Consider the following 20,080-nt stretch of genomic DNA (forward strand, 5'->3'; position numbering starts at 1 on the left):
GCGGTTCAGGAGAGCTCCGATGCAATTTGCCCTTACCGAAGACCAGCTGGCGATCCAGGAGGTGGCGCGGCGCTTCACGGCGGACGCGATCACGCCGCATGCGGCCGAATGGGACGAGAAGCATCTGTTTCCGCTGGACACGATCCGGGCGGCGGCGGGGCTCGGCTTCGGGTCGATCTATGTGCGCGAATCGAGCGGCGGCATCGGGCTGGGGCGGCTGGAGGCGGCGCTGATCATGGAGGCGATGGCCTATGGCTGCGCCAGCACCTCGGCTTTCATCTCGATCCACAACATGGCGGCGTGGATGATCGACTGTTTCGGTGATGCAGCGCTTCGGGCGAAGTATTTGCCATCGCTGGTGACGATGGAGACGATCAGCAGCTATTGCCTGACCGAGCCGGGATCGGGATCGGATGCGGCGGCACTTCGCACGCGGGCGGTGCGCGAGGGCGATGCGTATGTGGTGACCGGCAGCAAGGCGTTCATTTCGGGGGCCGGGGTGAATGATCTTTATGTGACGATGGTGCGCACCGGCGAGGATGGGCCACGCGGCATTTCGGCGCTGGTGATCGAGAAGGACATGGCCGGGGTTTCGTTCGGGGCGCCCGAGCGCAAGCTGGGGTGGCATTCGCAACCGACCGCACAGGTGAACTTCGATGGCGTGCGAGTGCCGGTGACCAATCGGATCGGGGATGAGGGGCAGGGCTTTGCGATTGCGATGGCGGGGCTCGACGGCGGTCGGCTGAACATCGGGGCCTGCTCGCTGGGCGGCGGGCAGCGCGCTCTCGACGAGGCGATTGCCTATACGCGTGGGCGGCAGCAGTTCGGCAAGGCGATTGCCGATTTCCAGGCGACGCAGTTCAAGCTGGCCGACATGGCGACCGAGCTGGAGGCAGCGCGCGCGCTTCTCTACATGGCGGCCGAGAAGGTGAGCAGCGGGGCGCCCGACAAGACGCGCTTTGCCGCGATGGCGAAGCGGCTGGCGACCGATACGGGGATGAGCGTGGCCGACCGGGCGCTGCAGCTGCACGGTGGCTATGGCTATCTGATGGATTATCCGGTGGAGCGCATCTTCCGTGATTTGCGGGTGCACCAGATTCTGGAAGGCACGAATGAAATCATGCGCGTGATCACGGCGCGGGAATTGCTTCGCGGCGCCAATTGAACGGACGTTTTGCACTTTCATGCAATGCGGGCCGTTGCCGTAAACTGTTGCCAACGATAATTTCTTGCTTCGAAGTTCTTTCGAACATGGGGCATGATCATGGCAGGCAATTTCAAGGCATGCGTGCTCGGCGCAGCAATGGCGTTGGTGACCCCCGTTTCCGCGATGGCCGTGGAGCCGATCTTCTACAACACCGATGAAGGTGGCGGCGAAGGCGATGGATCGCTCGAATTTCTGAATGCCTCGACGTTCCGGATCATCGGCTCGGACAACGGAGCCGCCAGCTATGCGACCTATGAATTCGTCGCGTTGACCGACTTTTCGATTTCGACGGTGTTCCGTTACGGCAGCGTCGACAGTGGCGGGCCGGCGTTCGACCCGGCGGGTTACTTCATCAACGATCAGCGGACCCAGCTTTCGGACAATGATGGCCCGCGCGGCGTGTTCCAGGTCGGGACCGTCGATTTCTCGGTGCTCGCCGGGGATGGCTACGGCTTTTATGTCTACAGCTCGGACGGACTGTTGGGGCGCGGAAAATTGACGGTGGGGGCGTTGCCCGAGCCGGGCAGCTGGGCGCTGATGATTGCCGGCTTCGGGCTGGTGGGCGCGTCGATGCGCCGCCGGCGGGCAGTGACCGCCGCCTGAGTGCGGCGGTTGCGCCGGCGGGGCCGAGCGGGCATCAACGGGGGATGAAACCCTCGGTCCTGCCGGCAATCGCCGCTTTCAATGCCATTCTCTGCCTGACGGTGGGGACGTTTGCAGCGCATGGCATCAAGGATGTGCAGGCGCGCGAGTGGATCATGACCGGGGTCATCTTCCAGTTGCCGCATGTGGCGGCGGTGTTCGCGCTGCTGGCGTGGCAGGACAATCTGCTGGTGCGGCGATGCGCCTGGGGGCTGGCGCTGGGCAGCCTGATCTTCGCCGGCAATCTCTATGCGCTTGCTCTTGGGGCACCGCGCTGGATTGCGGCGTTTGCGCCGATCGGGGGTACGCTGATGATGTTCAGCTGGTTCGGCGTGGTGCTGGCGGCGTTCATGGGGCACCGGCTGCCCAAGGAATGAGTGTTGCCGGGGGCGTTGTATCCCCCGGCAACGCGCGGCTTATTTTGCGGCGATGACGGTGAGCTCTACAAGGAACTGCGGAGCGGCAAGGGCTGTGACCTGCATCGTGGTGCGGGTGACGGTGGTGGGGTTTTCGGACGTGCCGAAGAACTCGGCGAAGCCGGCGTTGAAGCCTGCGAAATCCATCTTGCCGTCCATGCCCGGGGCGGCGACGAGAAAGGCATCCATGCGGACGATATCTGCCATCTTGTAGCCCTGGGCTTCGAGCAGGCCCTTGATCTTGTTGAGCGTGCTGACGGTCTGGGCCTTGGTGTCCCCATAGTCGCTGCCGCCCTGGGTGGCGGGGGAGGCGAGGTTGCCCGACAGGTACAGGGTTTCTGCGCTTGCCTTGACCTTGGCACCGGAGAGGATGCGGCCGCCGGCGGTGCCGATCTTCTCGACATTTTGGGCGGAAGCGGCGGCGGGAAGTGCGGCGAGGCCGAGTGCGGCGCCGTAAGCAAGCAGGCCGATGGCGAATTTGTTCATGGATGGTCCCCTCTCTTGTGGTGAAAACAAGTCGGGCGGCAGGATAGCCCTGCCGCCCGGTTGTGCAAGCCGTGTTGCGGGCGAAGGGCCTAGAACTTCACCTGCACGCGGGCATAATAGAAGCCGCCCATCTGGCCGAGCGGCGCAGAGCCCGGATAGAGCGAGCCGTTGCCCTGGCCGCCGGTCGACGGGAAGGCGTTGCGGGTTTCGACATCCGGATAGTTGTTGAAGATGTTCTCGGCACCGATGGCGAAGCGATAGTTTTCAGCAAAGGTGAGGCCGGCTTCGAGATCGAGGCTGACTTCGGCGCCGAACTCCTTGCCCCATTCCCCGACGTTGCCGGCCGGATTGGCGGCCGGGTAAAGCTGGCGGAAGGCGGCGACCTGTGCTGGCGTGCTGCCTGCGGGCGGGTTCACCGGGGTGAAGTAGGTGGTGAACTTGCTGAAGTAATTGAGGCGAGCAGTCAGGTCGAAGATGCCGGCGGTGAAGTTCTCGGAGAGAACGGCGCGCCACCGGGGGTTGGAATCCTCGATGTTGCCCAGCCGGGTGTTGTCGATGAGCGCCAGCACGCGGGTGTCGGTCGGGCGCAGCGTCGAAAGCGCTATGTTTTCACGCCCGGTGACCTTGGTCTGGTTCCAGTTGACGGCGAGGCTGGTGTTGAAACTGCCGAGATCGTTGTTGGTACGATGCGTCAGCACGATGTCCACGCCCTGTGTCCTGGTGCGGAAGCCGTTGGTGAAATAGTTCACCTGTCCGAGATCGAATGCGTTGGGCACGCCGGCGGCAGCCAGCAAAACCTGATCGGCGGCTGTGACGTTGACGTTGCTGGTTGTCCCGATTCTGTCCCGAACGCGGATGTTGTAGTAATCCGCCGTCAGGTTGAAGCCACCACCCGGGGTGACAACAAAGCCGCCCGAGAAGCTGGTCGACTTTTCCGGTGTGAGAGGCACCGCGCCATAAAAGCCCGCGAGTGCCGAATCCGGCCGCGCGGTGGCGACGGCCACCGGCACCGGGCTGCCCTGCGGGAAGGCGGTCTGGACGTTCTGGGTGAACTGCTGGCCCGGCGTTGGGGCGCGGAAGCCGGTCGAAGCGGCACCGCGGATGGCGATGGCATCGGTGAAGGCGTAGCGCGCCGTGAACTTGCCGTTGAAGGTGCTGCCGAAATCGTTGAAGTAATCATAGCGGCCGGCGATGCCGATCGACAGGTTTTCGACGGGATCGGCTTCGAAGTCGAGATAGGCCGAGTAGCTGTTGCGGCCACCTTCGACGACCGAATCCGGACCGAAGCCGGGAAAGCCGTTGGCGCCGACCGGCTTGGTGACGTTGAAGCGGGTGAGGTCGTTGCGCTCCACGAGCTGCGAGCCATAGATGCCCGGCTCCCACGACGCACGGTCGCCGAGGCCGACTTCATAGGCTTCACGACGGAACTCGAAACCGGCCGCGATGAACAGCGGCTTGGCGAAGCCGACATCGGTTTCGTAGGTGAAGTCGAGGTTGCCGTTGTATTCGGTCTGGACGAGCTTGCCGAGATAGAAATCGGTGGGCGAATCCGGCCCGAGCGACGGGTTGAGGGTTTCGCTCATGTAATAGCGGATCTGGTTGCGGCCATAGCTGCCCGAGGCATCGAACTTGAGGCCCCAGCTGGTCTCGCCCTTGTAGCCGCCGGTGATCGACATGTCTTCGTTGACGCCTTCGAAGAAGGGCACGAAGCCGTTGGGGAAGACCGAGACATCGTCGAAGGTGCGGCCTTCGGCATCCCAGATCGGGCGGCCGCTGACCGGATCGGTGCCGATGCGATCGAGATAGGCTGGCGTGGAGATCGACTTGCCGAGCACGCCGGTGCCGGTGCGCAGCGGGATGTCCGGCGCCACGACGCCGCGCGGGCGGCGATAGTTGAAGTCGTTGCCCTGGCGCTGCCAGCCATAGTTGCCGAACAGATAGACTTCGCCGTCACCGACCGGGATCGCCGAGTTGAGGACGAAACGATAGGCGCGGTTCTCGGGCTGGCCGAGGCGGTTGCCAGTGGCGTATTTCGGCGTGATGCCGGCGGCGACGAGGGGTGCGATTTCCGGACGGGCAACCGAACGGTCCCACACGCGCTGATCGATGAATTCGCCGGTGACGTTGATGAAGCCCTCGCCGAGCTTGAAGCCGGCGTTGGCAGTGACCTGCAGATCCTCGCCATCGCCTTCATAGGTCTGGCCGTAGCGGGCAGCGACGGTGTAGCCATTGTCTGCACGGCTGAGGCCGATGTTGATGACGCCGGCGATGGCATCCGAGCCATATTGGGCGGCGGCGCCATCGCGCAGCACTTCGATGCGCGACACGGCAGGCGAGGAGATCTGTGACAGATCTGGGCCCTGCGAACCGACGTTGAGCGCGTCTCCGGTCACGTTGACGAGGGCGGAGCGGTGCATGCGCTTGCCGTTGATCAGGACGAGGATCTGGTCGGCGGGCAGGCCGCGAAGGTTGGGCGGACGCACGAAGGCCGAAGCATCGCCGAGCAGGTTGCGGTTCTGGTTGAAGGAGGGGATGAGCGTCTTGAGGATGTTGCCGAGTTGCGGCGATGGCTGGGCCTTGAAATCGTCTGCAGTGAAAACGTCGATCGGCACGGCGGATTCGGCGACGGTGCGATCGGTGCGGCGGGTGCCGGTGACGATGATCTGCGCGCCGGCATCGTCGGGTGCGGCCTGTGCGGTGTCGACGGTCTGGGCAACGGCGGCGGACGGCGCGGCCATAAGGGTTGCCACTGCGAGCGCCGCGAGCGAGGCGCCGCGGATTGCTGCAGTCTGGATTGTCAGGAATTTCGGTTCGGTCATCTTTGGCCCCTCAATGGAAAACACAAAAGTTCACACGGGCGAGCCCGTGTGCACCAACTCAACTGCCGTGCCGAATGACACTGACAGCAACTTTTTCCCTTCCCCCAGGCAAACCCTTGTTGACGGTGGGGCGGTCTGATGCCGCCACAAGCCGTCACGCCTGTCCTACAATCAGGGAGTAATTGGTGGATTATTGCAAGCCATGGGCCGCTTGAGGTTCGATTCAGTCACGAATTGTGACAATCCGGCAACAGGCGATTATGCAAGCGGCTTGTCCATCGGCACGAAACGGACCGGTGTGCCGCCGAGATCGAGGGTGACCGGCGCGCTCGGGACATAGCCGCGGGCGGCGTAGAAGGGCTCGCCGGGGAGGGTTGCCATCAGGGCGGTGCGGGTGAAGCCATGCGATGCAGCGGCGTGTTCGCAGGCGCGCAGCAGGGCGTCGCCGACACCCTGGCGGGCGAAGCCGGGGGCGACGAAGAAGGCGCGGATGCGCGCGGCGTCGGTGGCGGGATCGAGCAGCCCCGATTCGCGGGCGGCGTAGCGATCGCCGCCGAACAGTGTTGTGCGCCGGCTCCAGCCGCCGCAGCCGGCGAGGGCGCCGGCCCGTGTCGCGACGAGGTAGCTGCCGTCGGCGACCAGCTCCGAATCGACGCCGAAGACATGGGTGATGGCGGCTTCGGTTTCTGCAGCCGTGTAGAAGGGCGGGCCCAGCGCGCGGGCCGAGGCGGCGATAAGGGCTTCGAGGGCGGGCACTTCGGCGGCGATTGCCGCGCGGATGATGACTGGTTCCATGCTGTTGACGCCCCCCGTTGACTGCTGCGGTCCGCCCGCCGACAAGCCGGCATGGCGAAGCTCTATTTCTACTATGCCTCGATGAATGCCGGCAAATCCACGATGCTGCTGCAGGCGAGCTTCAATTACCGCGAGCGCGGCATGCACACGATGCTGTTCACCGCCGGGATCGACGACCGGGCGGGGGCGGGGGTGATTGCATCGAGGATCGGCATTGAGGCGGCGGCGACGCCGTTCGGGGCGCGGACCGACCTGTTTGCGGTGGTGGCGGCCGAGCATGCGGCGGGAACGGTGCATTGCGTGCTGATCGACGAGGCGCAGTTCCTGGGCGCGGCACAGGTGTGGCAGGCGGCGCGGATTGCCGATGAGCTGGGGATTCCGGTGCTCGCCTATGGGCTGCGGACGGACTTTCGGGGGCGGCTGTTCGAGGGGTCGCAGGGGTTGCTGGCGATTGCCGATGTTCTTTCCGAGATCAAGGCGGTGTGCGCGTGCGGCCGCAAGGCGATCATGAATTTGCGCATCGATGCGCGAGGGCGCGCGGTGGCGGAGGGCGCGCAGACCGAGATTGGCGGCAACGAGCGCTATGTGGCACTGTGCCGGCGCCATTTCAGCGCAGCTTTGAACCTGACGGAGACGAATGAATGACCGACCTTTCCGCCCACCCGCTGAAGACGATCGATGGCCGTGAGACGACGCTGGCCGAATGGGCGGGCGAGGTGCTGCTGGTCGTCAACACGGCTTCGAAATGTGGTTTCACGCCGCAATATGCGGGGCTGGAGGCGCTGCACGCGAAGTATCGGGACAAGGGCTTTGCGGTGCTCGGCTTCCCGTGCAACCAGTTCGGGGCGCAGGAGCCGGGGGACGAGGCGGAAATCGCCAGCTTCTGTTCGACGAAGTTCGATGTGGATTTTCCGATGTTCGCCAAGGTGGAGGTGAACGGCGAGGCTGCGCATCCATTGTGGAAGGCGCTGAAGAAGGCGGCCCCCGGGCTGCTCGGTTCGGAGGCGATCAAGTGGAATTTCACCAAGTTTTTGGTGGGGCGTGATGGCCGGGTGATCGAGCGCTTTGCGCCGACGACGACGCCCGAGCAGCTCGATGCGCGGATTGCGGCGCTGCTCTGATGCGGACCAACGACCTGGACTCGCTCTGGCTGCCGTTTACCGACAATCGCTATTTCAAGGCGAACCCGCGGCTGCTCGCGCGCGCCGAGGGGATGCATTACTGGACGCCCGAGGGCCGGCAGCTGCTCGATGGCACCGCCGGGCTGTGGTGCGTCAATGCCGGGCATGGGCGGCCGGGGATCGTGGCGGCGATCCAGGCGCAGGCGGCGGAGATGGACTTTGCGCCGACCTTTCAGCTGGCGCATCCGCTGGCTTTCGAGGTGGCGTCGCGGGTGGGGGCGCTGATGCCGCCGGGGCTGGACCGCATCTTCTTTGCCAATTCGGGATCGGAAGCGGTGGATACGGCGCTGAAGATCGCGCTGGCGTATCACCGGGCGCGCGGCGAGGGCAGCCGGACGCGGCTGATCGGGCGCGAGCGGGGATACCATGGCACCGGCTTCGGCGGGCTGTCGGTGGGGGGGATCATGCCCAACCGCCGTGCCTTCGGGCCGGGGCTGCCGGGCGTGGACCATCTGCCGAGCACGCATGATCCGCTGCGCAATGCGTTTTCGCATGGCCAGCCGTTGCATGGCGCCGAGCGGGCGGATGCGCTCGAGGGACTGGTGGCGCTGCACGGGGCGGACACGATTGCCGCGGTGATCGTGGAGCCGCTGGCGGGCTCGACGGGGGTGCTGGTGCCGCCGCTCGGCTATCTGGAGCGGCTGCGCGAGATCTGCACACGGCACGGGATATTGCTGATCTTCGACGAGGTGATCACCGGCTTCGGGCGGCTGGGGGCGGCGACCGCGGCGGAAGCCTTCGGGGTGACGCCGGACATGATCACGCTCGCCAAGGGTATCACCAATGGCGCGGTGCCGATGGGGGCGGTGGCGTGCGCGCGCGGCATTTATGACGGGCTGATCGATGCGGCGGGGGATGCGCCGGGGATCGAGCTGTTCCATGGCTATACCTATTCGGCGCATCCGCTGGCGTGCGCGGCGTCGATCGCGACGCTCGATGTGTATCGTGACGAGGGGCTGTTCGCGCGCGCAGCAGCGCTGGCGCCGGCCTGGGAAGCGGCGCTGCACAGCCTAGCGGGGCACGCGCATGTGACCGACATCCGCACGCTTGGGCTGGTGGCGGGGATCGAGCTGGCGCCGCGACCGGGCTCACCGGGGGTACGCGGGCAATTGCTGTTCCGCCATCTGTTCGACAAGGGCCTGCTGGCGCGGGCGACGGGGGATATCATCGCGCTTTCGCCGCCGCTGATCATCAGCGAGGACGAGATCGGCGCGATGGTGGAGCATGTGGCGCGGGGGCTGGCGCTCCTCGACTGAAATGTGTCTGCATTGAAACATCGGGGTGTTCCGGCTATCTCCGGTGGTTCCGGGGGCGCGCAAGAGAGGATCATTCCATGTCGATCGCCGCCATGCTTGCAGCCGCAGTGCTGTTGGCAACGCCGGAAACGGCGACCCGCGAGCTCGGAAAGGCGGCCGCCGGCGATGTCGTGCGCTTTGCACCGGGCGATTATGGCCGGGTGACGATCAAGGACAAGCGCTTCCAGCCGCGGCTGACGCTGGAAGCCGGGGATGCCAGGATGCGGCTGTTCCTGATCGACTCCTCGGGCATCGATGTGGTGGGCGGGCAGTTCGGCGGCACCCGCGCTGCTGCACCCGATGGCGGCGCTTCCGCCGAGATGACGCGGTACGATGCGGACGGCAAGCGAAGCATTCCTTCCGCCGGGGGTGGCGATCTGCAGACGGGCTATGGCGCGATGATCAAGGGCTCGAGCCATGTCGAGTTTCGGGACGGGCTGTTCCATGATGCGCGCAAGGGGCTGATCATCTCGCATTCGACAGATGTGGTGGCGCGCGACCTGCGCTTCGAGCGGATGTCCAGCGATGGCATCAACATCGCGGCGGCACAGCGGGTGCTGGTGGAGCGGATCGAGTGCCATGACTTCGATCCGTCACCCGGTGCGCACCCCGATTGCGTGCAATTGTGGAGCCCGCCGAGCGGGGCGACGGCGGACATCACGGTGCGCGACAGCCTGGCACGGGGGCGGACGCAGGGCTTTGCCGGGTTCAACCATCCGAAAAAGGGGCAGACGGGGTTCGATCGGATCAGGTTCATCGACAACCGCGCGGAAGTGAGCTTTCCGCATGGCATTTCGATCTATGATTGCCGCGATTGCGAGATCACGGGCAATGTCGCGCGGCCCTATACCGGGGCGAAACACCGGGTGATCGTGCGCGTGATCCGCTGCACCGATTGCGTGGTGGCGGACAACAGCAATGGACCGCGGCCCGTGCGCGCGCCTGCGCCGAAGGGCTGACCGATGCTGTGAAATAAAATATCGCGGGTGGGGCCTTGCGGGATGGAACATCGGTTCCCACCATAGGCCGTGGAATTCACAACCAGTTCAGTCGGGAAACCAATGGCCGCCTCAAATGCCCCGTTGATGACACTTCGCGAGGTATTTGCCTGGTTCGGGCCGGTGCTGGGGCCGGAGAAGAATTTCTTCTGGCTGGCGATCATCTACGGGCTCGGCATCAGCCTGCTTTCGCTGGCGACGCCGGTATCGGTGCAGGTGCTGATCAACTCGGTGGCCAATACGGCGCTGCCGGTGCCGCTGTTCACGCTGGCGTTCGTGCTGTTTTTCCTGCTGGGCCTGTCGGCGCTGCTGGCGGTGCTGCGCAACCATCTGATGGAGCTGTTCCGGCGCCGTTTCGGGGCGCGGCTGGTGGCCGACATCACGCTGCGCGCGATCAATGCCGCCAATCCCGACTTTGCCGACAGCCAGCGGATTTCGCTGTTCAACCGCTTTTTCGAGATCGTCTCGGTGCAGAAGGCGGTGCCGACGCTGCTGATCGGCGCCTTGACGCTGATCCTGCAGGCGCTTGTCGGCTTCATCGTGACGAGCTTCTACCATCCGGTGTTTCTCGCCTTCAATGTTGTGGTGGTATTGCTGGTGGTGCTGGCCTTCTGGGTGTGGGGGCGCGGCGCCATGATATCCTCGATGGCGCTCAGCCATGAGAAATATGGCGCTTCAGAATGGCTGGAGAGCGTTGGTGCGTCCGATGGCTTCTACAAGTCGGCGGACCATCGCACCTATGCCATCGACCGCTCCGAGGCGGCGGCGGCGAGCTATGTGAAAGCGCATGCCCGGCACTATGGCTATACGCTGCCGCAGACGGTGGCGCTCTACTTCCTCTATGCGGCAGCGTCGGCAGGGTTGCTGGCGCTGGGGGGATGGCTGGTGATCCAGCAGCAGATCTCTATCGGCCAGCTGGTGGCGGCGGAGCTGATCCTGTCGGGCGTGTTCCTCGGGATTTCGCAGCTGGCGGGTTATCTCGATGATTTCTACAAGCTGGTGGCCACAGTCGAGGAGCTGTCGCTGCTCTACAGCATTCCGCAGGAGACGCGGCCGGGGGGCAAGGTGATGGTCGGAAAGCCGACACGCCGGCTCGTCGACCCGGTTCGATCTGGCGAGCTGGTGTTTGCGCGGGTCGTGACCGACCTGCCGACGGGGCCGTGCCTGCTCGACTTCAGCATTCCCAGCGGCATGCGGCTAGTGGCGCAGGGGGTGCCGAGCATGGAGCGACGCATCGCCAACATGCTCAAGCGGCAGGTGAAGCCCGATTCAGGGCTGATCGCGATCGGCGATGTCGATATCGGCAGCCTCGATGTGCTGCTGCTGCGCTCGGACATCACCGTGCTCGACCGCCCGAACATCGTGGAAACCACGATCGAGGACTATCTGAAGCTGGCCGACCCCGATTCCGACCCGGCCGAGATGCTGGCCGCACTTCGACTGGTGGGGCTGGAAGACCGGATCTCGATGCTTCAGGATGGGCTGCAGACGCGGATGAGCTTCACGGGCTATCCGCTGTCGGTAGCCAAGACGATGCAGGTGAAGCTGGCGGCCGCCGTGCTGGCGCGGCCCAAGGTGCTGGTGCTGTCGCCGCTTTACGATACGGTGCCGGTGCGCTGGCTCGACCAGGTGTTTGCGCACTTCGATGGCAAGGAAACAACGGTGCTGTATTTCAGCAACCGCCCCGAGGCGATCAGGCTCGACGGCTATCTGTGGATCGGCTGCCAGGACCAGCAGATCGTTGGCGACTGGGAGCAGTTCGACGCGCTGCGCAGCGGGGACACGCAATGAGCACAACGATCGTGACCGACGCGCTGCGGCCCGACCCGCAGTCGTTTCCCACGCTCGCTTCGATCAATCCGCCGCGCGTGCTGCGCGCCACCGGCTGGATGGTGGGGCTGGGCATCCTGTTCGTCATCCTGTTTGCGGCCTTCACCCCCTGGGTGCAGACGGCACCGGGCAGCGGGACGGTGATTGCGCGCGACCCGGCGGCGCGGCAGACCAACATCACCGCGATGGTGCCCGGGCGGCTTGACCGCTGGTATGTGACCGATGGCGATTATGTCGAGTTGGGCGACCCGATTGCGCGGGTGGTGGACATGGACCCGCAGCTGCTCGAGCGGCTGCAAGGGGAACGCGGGCAGCGGCTGGCCGAGATCGAGGCGACGCGCGCGGCGATGCGGACCGCCGAGCTCGATGTGGCGCGGACACGGACGCTTTTCGACGAGGGGCTGGCAGCGCGGCGCGACCTGGAGCTGGCGCAGATCAAGGTCGCCGAATTTCGGGGCCGGATCGCGGGCAGCGAGGCCGAGATCAACAAGATCGATACCGGCATCCGGCGCCAATCCCAGCAGCTGGTGACGGCGCCGCGGGCCGGGCGGATCATGCGCGTGTCGGCAATCGACACGGCGACGGTGGTGAGCACGGGCGATGTGCTGGCGACCTTCGTGCCCGAGCAGACCGAGCGGGTGGTCGAGCTGTATGTCGATGGCCGCGATGTTCCGCTGATCCACCCGGGACGGCGGGTGCGGCTGGAATTCGAGGGCTGGCCGGCGATCCAGTTTTCAGGCTGGCCGTCGGTGGCGAAGGGGCTTTTCGACGGCGAGGTGAAGGCGGTGGATGTGTCGGCGTCACCCAACGGGCTGTTCCGGATCCTGGTGGTGGAAAGCCCGGACCGGGATCCCTGGCCCGGGGAGCCGCAGGTGCGGCTGGGGGCTGCGGTGCGTGGCTGGGTGCTGATGAACACGGTGAAGGTGTGGTTCGAATGGTGGCGGCTGCTCAACGACTTCCCGCTGCAGTTCACATCGGGCAGTGAGGCGGGGAGCGCTGCGGGTGGTTCGCCGCCGGGTGGCGGGAGCGGGAGCGGGAGCGGTCGGGCGGCGGGTGGCAATGCCGGATAAGGCCTTGTTGCAGGCATTGGTGCTGGCACTCGCGATCGGAACATCGGCTGTAGCCCAGCCGGCGCCGCCGGCGGCTGCAGTTTTGCCGGCGTCGCCGGCGGCTGCACTCTCGTCGGCGCCGGCGCTGGCGGCAGCGCCGAGGACCGGGGTGCTGACGCTTGCGGAGGTGCTGGCTTCGGCGCGCTTCCATGCGCCGCAGGTGCTCGAGGCGCTGGCGCGGGTGCGGGGTGCCGAAGGCAGGGTGCTGAGCGCGCAGGCGGCGTTCGACACGGTGTTCAGTGCCGATGCGACCTCGCGCGTGGCAGGGTTTTACGACGGGCAGATTGCCAGCGCCACGATCACGCGGCCGCTGCCCGACAACGGCGGCTATGCCTATGGTGGCTACCGTGTCTCTTCGGGGCGCTTCCCGATCTACGAGGACGAGTATTTCACCAACCGCGCCGGCGAGGTGAAGGCGGGGGCGGTGTTTGCACTGCTGCGCGACCGGGCGATCGACGAGCGGCGTTTTGCGCGGAGCTTTGCCGAGGCCGATGTGGCGATTGCCGAGGCGGACCGGCTGATGATCGCCATCGGTGTGCAGCAGGCAGCGCTCTCGGCCTATATCAACTGGGTGGCGAGCGGGCTGCGGCTCAACGTGTATCGCGACCTGCTGGCGCTGGCGCAGGAGCGGCAAGCGGGCTTCCGGCGGCAGGTGGAGGAAGGGGCGCGGCCGCGGATCCTGCTGACCGAGAACGAGCAGAACATCCTGCGCCGCCAGACGCTGGTGGTGCAATCCGAGCAGGCGCTGGCGCAGGCGGCAACGACGCTGTCGCTCTATGTGCGCGATGCCGATGGCCGGCCGATCATCGTCGGCACCGAGCGTCTGCCGGACAGCATGCCGCCGCTGCCGATGCGCGGTGCGGCGGGGCTCGACCCGGCGGCGATTGCGGCGGCGCGGCCCGATGTGCGGATGCTCGACATCCGCATCCGCCAGTCGAGCAGCCGGCTGGCGCTCGACCGCAACAATTTTCTGCCGAAGTTCGACTTCAGGGTGGAGGCCAGCCGCGACCTCGGGCCGGAGGGGCGCGGCGGATCGTCGAGGACGCCGACCGAGGGCAAGCTGGGCTTCAGCTTCACGCTGCCGCTGCAGCAGGGTGCGGCGCGCGGCCGGCTGGCGCAGACCAATGCCGAGATCGAGGCGCAGCGCCAGCGCCGTCGGCTGCTCGAGGACCAGATCAACGCCCAGGTGGCACAGCTCGCGGTGGCAGTGGAAGCGACGCAGCGGTTGCGGACGCTGGCGGCCGACGAGCAGGCGCGGGCGCTCGACATGGCGGTGGCGGAGCGGCGGCGCTTTTCGGCTGGCGCGTCCGACTTTTTTCTTGTGAACGTGCGTGAGGAAGCTGCCGCCGATGCGCAGGTGCGCGCGCTCGATGCGATCATCAGACAGGTGAGTGCCAATGCCGAACTTGCCTCTGTCACGGCCGATCTCGATGCGCTCGGGCTTTAGGGTCAGCCGCCGGGCGGTGTTCCTGGGGGCGGCTGCGCTGCCGCTGGCCGGGTGCACGCGGTTCGAGGCGCTCAACGGGCTCAACGCGGTGACGCCGGGGGACGGGGACACACGGCAGACCGGGCGCGACATCTTCTTCGGTGGGGACCCGCGCCAGGCGCTCGATGTCTATGCGCCCGAGGCTGCCGGTCCGCATCCGGTGGTGGTGTTCTTCTATGGCGGCAGCTGGGCCTCGGGGCGGCGGCAGGACTATGGCTTTGCGGCGCGCGCGCTGGCATCGCGCGGGTATGTCGTGGTGGTGCCGGACTATCGGCTGGTGCCGGCGCATGCGTTTCCGGATTTTGTCGAGGACGGGGCGGCGGCGGTGCGCTGGGCGGCGGCCAACATCGGGCAGCATGGCGGCGACCCGGCGCGGATCGCGGTGATGGGGCACAGTGCCGGGGGTCATATCGCGCTGATGCTGGCGCTGGACCGGCGCTGGCTGGGGGATGCCTCGCCGATCAAGGCGGCGGTCGGGCTGGCGGGGCCGTATGATTTTCTGCCGTTCGAACCCAATGGTGCGGCCGACCGCGCCTTCGGCCATCTGCGCGACTTGAAGACGACGCAGCCGATCAGCTTTGCCGGGCCGGGGCGGCCGCCGGTGCTGCTGCTGCAGGGGCTGGATGACGACACGGTGCTGCCGCACAATGCGCGGAACCTGGCGGCGGCGCTGCAGGCGGCGGGCTCGGTGGCCGAAACGAGGTTCTACGACGGGCTGGGGCATGTCGGCATCGTGCTGGCGCTTTCGAAGCCGTTCCGGGGCCGGGCGCCGGTGCTGGCGGATGCCGCGGCGTTTCTGGCGGCGCGGGTATAATGCTGATCCTCCGCACGATTTGGCGCGCTGGACCGCTGCCGGGCTTGACCGCTGGGGGTGGCCCGTCCAGAAACCGGGCATGACCGATGAACCGCTTTCTGCCCAGAGTTTGGGCACCCTGAGTTTCGAGGACGCGCTGAAGCGGCTTGAGGCTATCGTGCACAGCCTGGAGAGCGGGGCGGCGAGCCTCGAGGATTCGATTGCGCTTTATGCGCAGGGGCAGGCGCTGAAGGCGCATTGCGAGGCCAAGCTGGCGCAGGCGAATGCACGGATCGAGGCGATTGTGGCGAGCGATTCCGGCGAGGCCAGCGGCACGCGCGCGTTCGATGCGCCGGCAGGCGGTGGCTGAGACGATGCCCGGGGCTTCGCTTACGCTGAAACCGGCGCTCGACGCGATCGGCAAGGCGATCGACCAGCGCTTCGACCGGCTGTTGCCGGTGCCCGAGGACAGCCGGGCGCGGTTGTTCGAGGCGATGCGGCATGCCGCGATCGGCGGCGGCAAGCGGATGCGGCCGCTGCTGGTGGTGGCGGCGTGCGACCTGTTCCATGTCGACCGCGAGCGCGCCCTTCGGGTGGCGATGGCGATCGAGTGCATCCATGTCTACAGCCTGATCCACGACGACCTGCCGTGCATGGACGATGACGACATGCGCCGCGGCAAGCCGACGGTGCACAAGGCGTTCGACGAAGCGACTGCGGTGCTGGCCGGTGATTCGCTGCATGATCTGGCGTATGACATCCTCGCCGATGCGGCGACGCATGAGGATCCGTTCGTTCGGCTCGAGCTGATCCAGGCGCTGTCGGCGGCTTCGGGGCCGATGGGCATGGCCGGCGGGCAGATGATGGACCTTGTTGCGGGCGATGCGCTCTATGATCTGGGCGCGGTGACGCGGCTGCAGCAGCTGAAGACCGGGGCGCTGATCGGCTTCTGCCTCGAAGCGGGCGGCATCATGGGTGGCATTGCCGATGGCCAGCGCACGCCGCTGAGGGGCTATGCGCGCGACCTGGGGCTGGCGTTCCAGATTGCCGATGACCTGCTCGACGTCGAGGGCACCGAGGCCGCCGCCGGCAAGGCGCTTCGCAAGGACGAGGAGGCCGGCAAGGCGACCTTCGTGTCCCTGCTCGGGCTGGAGCGGGCGCGGACGCAGGCGCAGATGCTCATCGACCAGGCGATACTGCATCTGGCGAGCTTCGGGCAGGAAGCCGATCTGCTGCGCGCCATCGCGCGCTTCGCCATCGAGCGGGACCGCTGAGGTGGCGCGCATCGGCGTCTATCCCGGCACCTTCGATCCCGTGACGCTCGGGCATATGGACATCATCCGCCGCGGCGCCAAGCTGGTCGACCGGCTGGTGATCGGCGTGGCGACCAACCCCTCCAAATCGCCGATGTTCACGCTGGAAGAGCGCAAGGCGCAGATCTTGCGCGAGACCGCGGATATTCCGGGCGTGGAGGTGGTGGCGTTCGATGCGCTGCTGATGACCTTTGCCGAGCGGCAGGGGGCGAGCATGATCGTGCGAGGCCTTCGTGCGGTGGCGGATTTCGAGTATGAGTTCCAGATGGCCGGCATGAACCAGCAGCTGAACAATGCGATCGAGACGGTGTTTCTGATGGCGGATGTGGCATTGCAGCCGATCGCTTCACGTCTGGTCAAGGAAATTGCGATCTATGGTGGCGAGATCGGCAAGTTCGTGAGCCCGGCGGTGGCCGCCGAGGTGCGCGCGCGCGTCGACGTTATTGGACGCAAGGGTAGCGAATGATGCGCAAGGCAATGATCATTCTGGCGGCATTTGTGCTGGCGGGCCCTGCCATGGCGCAGAAGCCCAACCCGGCCGACCTGAAAGCGCCGGCCAAGCTGCCCAAGATCACGGCGCCGACGAACATTGCAGGCATGCTGGCACAGGTGGATGAAGCCAATGTGCTCGTGCTCGACCTTTCGAATGGCGGCCGGGTGCGGATCGCGATGCGGCCCGATGCGGCACCCAAGCATATCGAGCGGATAAAGACGCTGGTGGGACAGGGCTTTTATGACGGGACGGTGTTCCACCGGGTGATCGACGGATTCATGGCGCAGGGCGGGGACCCGACGGGCTCCGGCACCGGTGGCTCCGAGCTTCCCGACATCGAGGAGGAATTCAACGAGCTGCCGCATGTGCGAGGTGCCGTGGCGATGGCGCGGGCGCAGGACAAGAACAGCGCCAACAGCCAGTTCTATATCGTCTTCCAGCCGGTGATGAAGCTCGACCGCAATTACACGATCTGGGGCCGGGTGATCGAGGGCATGAAGTGGGTCGATGCCATCGAGAAGGGCGAGCCGCCGGAAAACCCCACGCGCATTGTGAAGGCCTCGCTTGCGAGCGACAAGCTGCCGCTGCCGCCGCCGCCGCCGCCGCCGCCGCCGCCGGCCGCGGAGCCGTCCACGCCGATTCCGGCGATTGTCGCGGGTGTGCCGCCGGAGCGTTGAGCCGCGTTTTGCCGGTGTGATATTGCAAGTTTGATTGCGGCGTTACTGCGCGGCCGGTTTCGGTTGCCGGCAGGCTGATGGTTGTTATTGTATCGGCGCTAGGGGTGCTGATGCTCGATTTTCTGCTCGATGGCGATGTTGTTGCCTTCAGCCTGGCGCTGGTGGCAATGATTGCCGTCGGTGCGGTGCAGGCGATCGGCCTTGATGCCGATGCCGATGCCGATGCGATGGGCGGCGGGCTCGATTGGCTGAATGCGGGTCGGTTGCCGCTGCTGATGCTGCTCGTGGTGTTTCTGGCGGTGTTCGGGATGGTCGGGCTGGCGTTGCAGCAGGCGGCGCTGGCGCTGGCGGATGGTGTGCTGCCATGGGTGGCGGCGGTGCCGGCGGCGGCGGTGCTGGCGCTGCCGGGCACGCGACTGGCGGGGCGGCTGCTCGCACCGATCCTGCCGCGTGACGAGACGACCGCGGTGGCCCTCGAAAGCCTTGTCGGGCGCCGGGCGCGAATTGTTGTTGGCGTGGCGCGGCCGGGCAGCCCGGCGCGGGCGCGCGTGACCGATGCGCATGGCCAGGCGCATTTCGTGATGGTGGAGCCGGCGGCGGCGGGCGAGCATGACGAGCGCGCCGAACTGCTGCTGGTGGCGCGCGAGGGCGATGTGTTCCGCGTGGTGGAAGTCGACCCTGATCCCTTTGGCGAAGCGAGGAATGGCTGATGAACGATCTGGTGCCTGTGAATGATGGCGGCGGTGATGCGCTGATCCTGCTCGGCGGTGGCGGGCTGGTGATTCTGGTCACGCTGCTGGTGTTGGGGCTGATCGTGGCGCGGCTCTACCGGCGGGCATCGAAGGAGATCGGCTTCGTGCGCACGGGCTTCGGTGGCGAGAAGGTGGTGATCAATGGTGGTGCGCTGGTGCTGCCGGTGCTCCACGAGACGATGCCGGTGAACATGAACACCGTGCGGCTGCCGGTGGAGCGGCGCAATTCCGATGCGCTCATCACTTCGGACCGGATGCGGATCGATGTGAAGGCGGAATTCTATGTGCGGGTGAAGCCCGACATGGCGAGCATTGCCACGGCAGCGCAGACGCTGGGCAACCGGACGATGCGCCCCGAAGCGCTGAAGGAGTTGATCGAGGGCAAATTTGTCGATGCACTACGCTCGGTGGCGGCGGGGATGACGATGAACCAGCTGCACGAGCAGCGCTCGGACTTTGTGCAGAAGGTGCAGCAGGTTTCTTCGGCCGATCTTTCGATGAATGGGCTGGAGCTGGAAAGCGTATCCCTGACCGGGCTCGACCAGACGTCGATCGAGCATTTCAACGCCAACAATGCCTTCGATGCCGAGGGGCTGACCAAATTGACCGAGCAGATCGAGCTGCGCCGCAAGACGCGCAACGACATCGAACAGGACACAAGGGTGCAGATCGAGACAAAGAACCTCGAGGCCGAGCGCGAGCGGCTGAATTTGCAGCGCGAGACCGAGTTTGCGCGGATAGAACAGGAGCGCGAACTGCAGATCCGCCGGGCGGCGCAATCGGCGGAGATTGCGCAGCAGCAGGCGGAACGGGGCCGCGAGGCCGAGCAGGCGAAGATCGGCGCCAAGCAGATGGTGGACGGCGCGCAGATCGAAGCCGACCGGGCGGTGGCGCAGGCGCGGATTGCGCAGGAGCAATCGGTGGCGATCGCGCGGCAGGAAAGCCAGATTGCGGTGCAGAACAAGAGCCGCGAGGAGAGCCAGGCCAAGGCCGAGGCCGACAAGGCGCGCGCCGAGGCTGTGGCAGCCGAGGAGCGAGTGGTGACGGCGCGCGAGAACGAGATTGCCGAGCGTGCCAAGCTGATCGAGCTGATCGAGGCGGCCAAGGAAGCCGAGCGCATGGCGATCGGCATCAAGGTGGCGGCGGAGGCCGAGAAGGCGGCGGCGGGCAACCGCGCCGAGGCGGTGCGGCTGGAGGCCGAAGGCCAGGCCGAGGCGGCGAAGCTGACCGCCGAGGGCATTCGAGCGCGCTTCGAGGTGGATGCGCAGGGGCAAAAGGCGCTGAACGAAGCCGCCAACCTGCTTTCGGACGAGCAGGTTTCGATGCAGACCAAGCTGGCACTGCTGAAGGTGCTGCCGGAGATCATCCGTGAGGCGGCGAAGCCGATGGAGGCGATCGACAGCATCAGGATCGTGCAGGTGGAAGGGCTTGGCGGCGGCGGCGGGGGTGGTGGCGCAGGCAGTGCTGGTGCTGGCGATGGCAATCTGGCCGATGCGGCGATGACGGCGGCGCTGCGCTACCGGGCGCAGGCGCCGATCGTGGACAATCTGCTGCGCGAGCTGGGACTGGACGGCAAGGCGCTGGGGCTGGCGGGGCCGGGGGTGACTGAGCCGGGGGTGATTGCGCCGGGGGTGACTGGGCCGGGGGTGACTGCGCCGGAGACGCGCTCCACGTGACCTTTCGCCCTCATGTTCTGGCCAGGCGCGAGCAGAAAGTGCTGAAGCGCTACCAGGTCTGCAGATGGACTGTCTTCGAGATTGAGCAGTTCAGGGCCCGGGCTTGCTGACC

The 20,080-nt window shown here is 66.3% G+C and carries 20 protein-coding genes; 17 read left to right on the top strand and 3 right to left on the bottom strand.

Annotation, left to right across the window (positions count from 1 at the left end; all coding sequences use genetic code 11):
• The first annotated feature begins 19 nt into the window (after positions 1–19).
• The 3 genes from FHS79_RS05115 (at position 20) to FHS79_RS05125 (ending at position 2,226) form a co-directional block, all read left to right on the top strand.
• Entirely contained in the window at positions 20–1,165 is a 1,146-nt protein-coding gene (locus tag FHS79_RS05115) for an acyl-CoA dehydrogenase family protein (protein ID WP_184196386.1), read from the top strand.
• Positions 1,166–1,264: 99 nt separating this feature from the next.
• Positions 1,265–1,810, top strand: a complete 546-nt coding sequence (locus tag FHS79_RS05120; protein ID WP_243452670.1) for a PEPxxWA-CTERM sorting domain-containing protein — start codon at positions 1,265–1,267, stop codon at positions 1,808–1,810.
• A 44-nt stretch (positions 1,811–1,854) separates the two neighbouring features.
• Positions 1,855–2,226, top strand: coding sequence for a DUF423 domain-containing protein (locus tag FHS79_RS05125; protein ID WP_184196388.1), 372 nt, complete (start codon positions 1,855–1,857; stop codon positions 2,224–2,226).
• Between the two features lie 39 nt (positions 2,227–2,265).
• Here the strand turns inward: FHS79_RS05125 and FHS79_RS05130 are convergent, their stop codons facing one another.
• The 3 genes from FHS79_RS05130 to FHS79_RS05140 all read right to left on the bottom strand — a co-directional run bounded on the left by FHS79_RS05130 (position 2,266) and on the right by FHS79_RS05140 (position 6,365).
• On the bottom strand, positions 2,266–2,751 hold the full coding sequence (locus FHS79_RS05130) for a Rid family hydrolase (protein ID WP_184196392.1): 486 nt from the start codon (positions 2,749–2,751) through the stop codon (positions 2,266–2,268).
• A gap of 89 nt (positions 2,752–2,840) precedes the next feature.
• Positions 2,841–5,570: a TonB-dependent receptor plug domain-containing protein gene (locus FHS79_RS05135; RefSeq protein WP_184196395.1), complete on the bottom strand. Its 2,730-nt coding sequence runs from the start codon at positions 5,568–5,570 to the stop codon at positions 2,841–2,843.
• A 258-nt stretch (positions 5,571–5,828) separates the two neighbouring features.
• The gene (locus FHS79_RS05140; protein ID WP_184196398.1) at positions 5,829–6,365 is read right to left on the bottom strand and encodes a GNAT family N-acetyltransferase; all 537 of its coding nucleotides are present in this window, start codon (positions 6,363–6,365) and stop codon (positions 5,829–5,831) included.
• 51 nt (positions 6,366–6,416) lie between these two features.
• Here FHS79_RS05140 and FHS79_RS05145 point away from each other — a divergent pair, with 51 nt between their 5' ends.
• From FHS79_RS05145 to FHS79_RS05210, 14 genes are all read left to right on the top strand, one after another.
• The gene (locus FHS79_RS05145; protein ID WP_184196401.1) at positions 6,417–7,010 is read left to right on the top strand and encodes a thymidine kinase; all 594 of its coding nucleotides are present in this window, start codon (positions 6,417–6,419) and stop codon (positions 7,008–7,010) included.
• Positions 7,007–7,486 (top strand): glutathione peroxidase, encoded by a 480-nt coding sequence (locus tag FHS79_RS05150; protein WP_184196404.1) that lies wholly within the window; start codon positions 7,007–7,009, stop codon positions 7,484–7,486. The genes FHS79_RS05145 and FHS79_RS05150 overlap by 4 nt, the downstream gene beginning before the upstream one ends.
• Complete coding sequence (gene aptA / locus FHS79_RS05155) at positions 7,486–8,802, top strand: omega-aminotransferase AptA (protein ID WP_184196407.1); 1,317 nt, start codon at positions 7,486–7,488, stop codon at positions 8,800–8,802. Before FHS79_RS05150 ends, aptA begins: the two co-directional genes overlap by 1 nt.
• Positions 8,803–8,879: 77 nt before the next feature.
• A complete protein-coding gene (locus FHS79_RS05160) occupies positions 8,880–9,800 on the top strand; it encodes a right-handed parallel beta-helix repeat-containing protein (protein ID WP_184196410.1) in 921 nt (306 codons plus the stop codon).
• 126 nt (positions 9,801–9,926) lie between these two features.
• A complete protein-coding gene (locus tag FHS79_RS05165; protein ID WP_184196412.1) occupies positions 9,927–11,630 on the top strand; it encodes an ATP-binding cassette domain-containing protein in 1,704 nt (567 codons plus the stop codon).
• Positions 11,627–12,739: an efflux RND transporter periplasmic adaptor subunit gene (locus tag FHS79_RS05170; protein ID WP_184196415.1), complete on the top strand. Its 1,113-nt coding sequence runs from the start codon at positions 11,627–11,629 to the stop codon at positions 12,737–12,739. The genes FHS79_RS05165 and FHS79_RS05170 overlap by 4 nt, the downstream gene beginning before the upstream one ends.
• Positions 12,729–14,225 (top strand): TolC family protein, encoded by a 1,497-nt coding sequence (locus tag FHS79_RS05175; RefSeq protein WP_184196528.1) that lies wholly within the window; start codon positions 12,729–12,731, stop codon positions 14,223–14,225. Before FHS79_RS05170 ends, FHS79_RS05175 begins: the two co-directional genes overlap by 11 nt.
• Positions 14,176–15,078 (top strand): alpha/beta hydrolase, encoded by a 903-nt coding sequence (locus FHS79_RS05180; RefSeq protein ID WP_243452671.1) that lies wholly within the window; start codon positions 14,176–14,178, stop codon positions 15,076–15,078. The genes FHS79_RS05175 and FHS79_RS05180 overlap by 50 nt, the downstream gene beginning before the upstream one ends.
• Positions 15,079–15,157: 79 nt before the next feature.
• Complete coding sequence (locus tag FHS79_RS05185; RefSeq protein WP_184196417.1) at positions 15,158–15,427, top strand: exodeoxyribonuclease VII small subunit; 270 nt, start codon at positions 15,158–15,160, stop codon at positions 15,425–15,427.
• Positions 15,428–15,431: 4 nt separating this feature from the next.
• Positions 15,432–16,331, top strand: a complete 900-nt coding sequence (locus tag FHS79_RS05190) for a polyprenyl synthetase family protein (RefSeq protein WP_184196420.1) — start codon at positions 15,432–15,434, stop codon at positions 16,329–16,331.
• A 1-nt stretch (position 16,332) separates the two neighbouring features.
• A complete protein-coding gene (gene coaD / locus FHS79_RS05195; protein WP_184196423.1) occupies positions 16,333–16,836 on the top strand; it encodes a pantetheine-phosphate adenylyltransferase in 504 nt (167 codons plus the stop codon).
• Complete coding sequence (locus FHS79_RS05200) at positions 16,833–17,540, top strand: peptidylprolyl isomerase (RefSeq protein WP_243452672.1); 708 nt, start codon at positions 16,833–16,835, stop codon at positions 17,538–17,540. The genes coaD and FHS79_RS05200 overlap by 4 nt, the downstream gene beginning before the upstream one ends.
• A 77-nt stretch (positions 17,541–17,617) precedes the next feature.
• Positions 17,618–18,250 (top strand): OB-fold-containig protein, encoded by a 633-nt coding sequence (locus FHS79_RS05205; RefSeq protein WP_184196426.1) that lies wholly within the window; start codon positions 17,618–17,620, stop codon positions 18,248–18,250.
• Positions 18,250–19,968 (top strand): flotillin family protein, encoded by a 1,719-nt coding sequence (locus FHS79_RS05210; RefSeq protein WP_184196429.1) that lies wholly within the window; start codon positions 18,250–18,252, stop codon positions 19,966–19,968. The genes FHS79_RS05205 and FHS79_RS05210 overlap by 1 nt, the downstream gene beginning before the upstream one ends.
• Positions 19,969–20,080 lie beyond the last annotated feature (112 nt).

The sequence above is a fragment of the Polymorphobacter multimanifer genome (assembly GCF_014205635.1).
Taxonomy (GTDB): domain Bacteria; phylum Pseudomonadota; class Alphaproteobacteria; order Sphingomonadales; family Sphingomonadaceae; genus Sandarakinorhabdus; species Sandarakinorhabdus multimanifer.

Bases quoted from the DNA above. Each gene is read 5' to 3' on its own strand.
- FHS79_RS05115 (WP_184196386.1), top strand. From the start codon at position 20: ATGCAATTTGCCCTTACCGAAGACCAGCTGGCGATCCAGGAGGTGGCG.
- FHS79_RS05120 (WP_243452670.1), top strand. From the start codon at position 1,265: ATGGCAGGCAATTTCAAGGCATGCGTGCTCGGCGCAGCAATGGCGTTG.
- FHS79_RS05125 (WP_184196388.1), top strand. From the start codon at position 1,855: ATGAAACCCTCGGTCCTGCCGGCAATCGCCGCTTTCAATGCCATTCTC.
- FHS79_RS05130 (WP_184196392.1), bottom strand. From the start codon at position 2,751: ATGAACAAATTCGCCATCGGCCTGCTTGCTTACGGCGCCGCACTCGGC.
- FHS79_RS05135 (WP_184196395.1), bottom strand. From the start codon at position 5,570: ATGACCGAACCGAAATTCCTGACAATCCAGACTGCAGCAATCCGCGGC.
- FHS79_RS05140 (WP_184196398.1), bottom strand. From the start codon at position 6,365: ATGGAACCAGTCATCATCCGCGCGGCAATCGCCGCCGAAGTGCCCGCC.
- FHS79_RS05145 (WP_184196401.1), top strand. From the start codon at position 6,417: ATGGCGAAGCTCTATTTCTACTATGCCTCGATGAATGCCGGCAAATCC.
- FHS79_RS05150 (WP_184196404.1), top strand. From the start codon at position 7,007: ATGACCGACCTTTCCGCCCACCCGCTGAAGACGATCGATGGCCGTGAG.
- aptA (WP_184196407.1), top strand. From the start codon at position 7,486: ATGCGGACCAACGACCTGGACTCGCTCTGGCTGCCGTTTACCGACAAT.
- FHS79_RS05160 (WP_184196410.1), top strand. From the start codon at position 8,880: ATGTCGATCGCCGCCATGCTTGCAGCCGCAGTGCTGTTGGCAACGCCG.
- FHS79_RS05165 (WP_184196412.1), top strand. From the start codon at position 9,927: ATGACACTTCGCGAGGTATTTGCCTGGTTCGGGCCGGTGCTGGGGCCG.
- FHS79_RS05170 (WP_184196415.1), top strand. From the start codon at position 11,627: ATGAGCACAACGATCGTGACCGACGCGCTGCGGCCCGACCCGCAGTCG.
- FHS79_RS05175 (WP_184196528.1), top strand. From the start codon at position 12,729: ATGCCGGATAAGGCCTTGTTGCAGGCATTGGTGCTGGCACTCGCGATC.
- FHS79_RS05180 (WP_243452671.1), top strand. From the start codon at position 14,176: ATGCCGAACTTGCCTCTGTCACGGCCGATCTCGATGCGCTCGGGCTTT.
- FHS79_RS05185 (WP_184196417.1), top strand. From the start codon at position 15,158: ATGACCGATGAACCGCTTTCTGCCCAGAGTTTGGGCACCCTGAGTTTC.
- FHS79_RS05190 (WP_184196420.1), top strand. From the start codon at position 15,432: ATGCCCGGGGCTTCGCTTACGCTGAAACCGGCGCTCGACGCGATCGGC.
- FHS79_RS05200 (WP_243452672.1), top strand. From the start codon at position 16,833: ATGATGCGCAAGGCAATGATCATTCTGGCGGCATTTGTGCTGGCGGGC.
- FHS79_RS05205 (WP_184196426.1), top strand. From the start codon at position 17,618: ATGGTTGTTATTGTATCGGCGCTAGGGGTGCTGATGCTCGATTTTCTG.
- FHS79_RS05210 (WP_184196429.1), top strand. From the start codon at position 18,250: ATGAACGATCTGGTGCCTGTGAATGATGGCGGCGGTGATGCGCTGATC.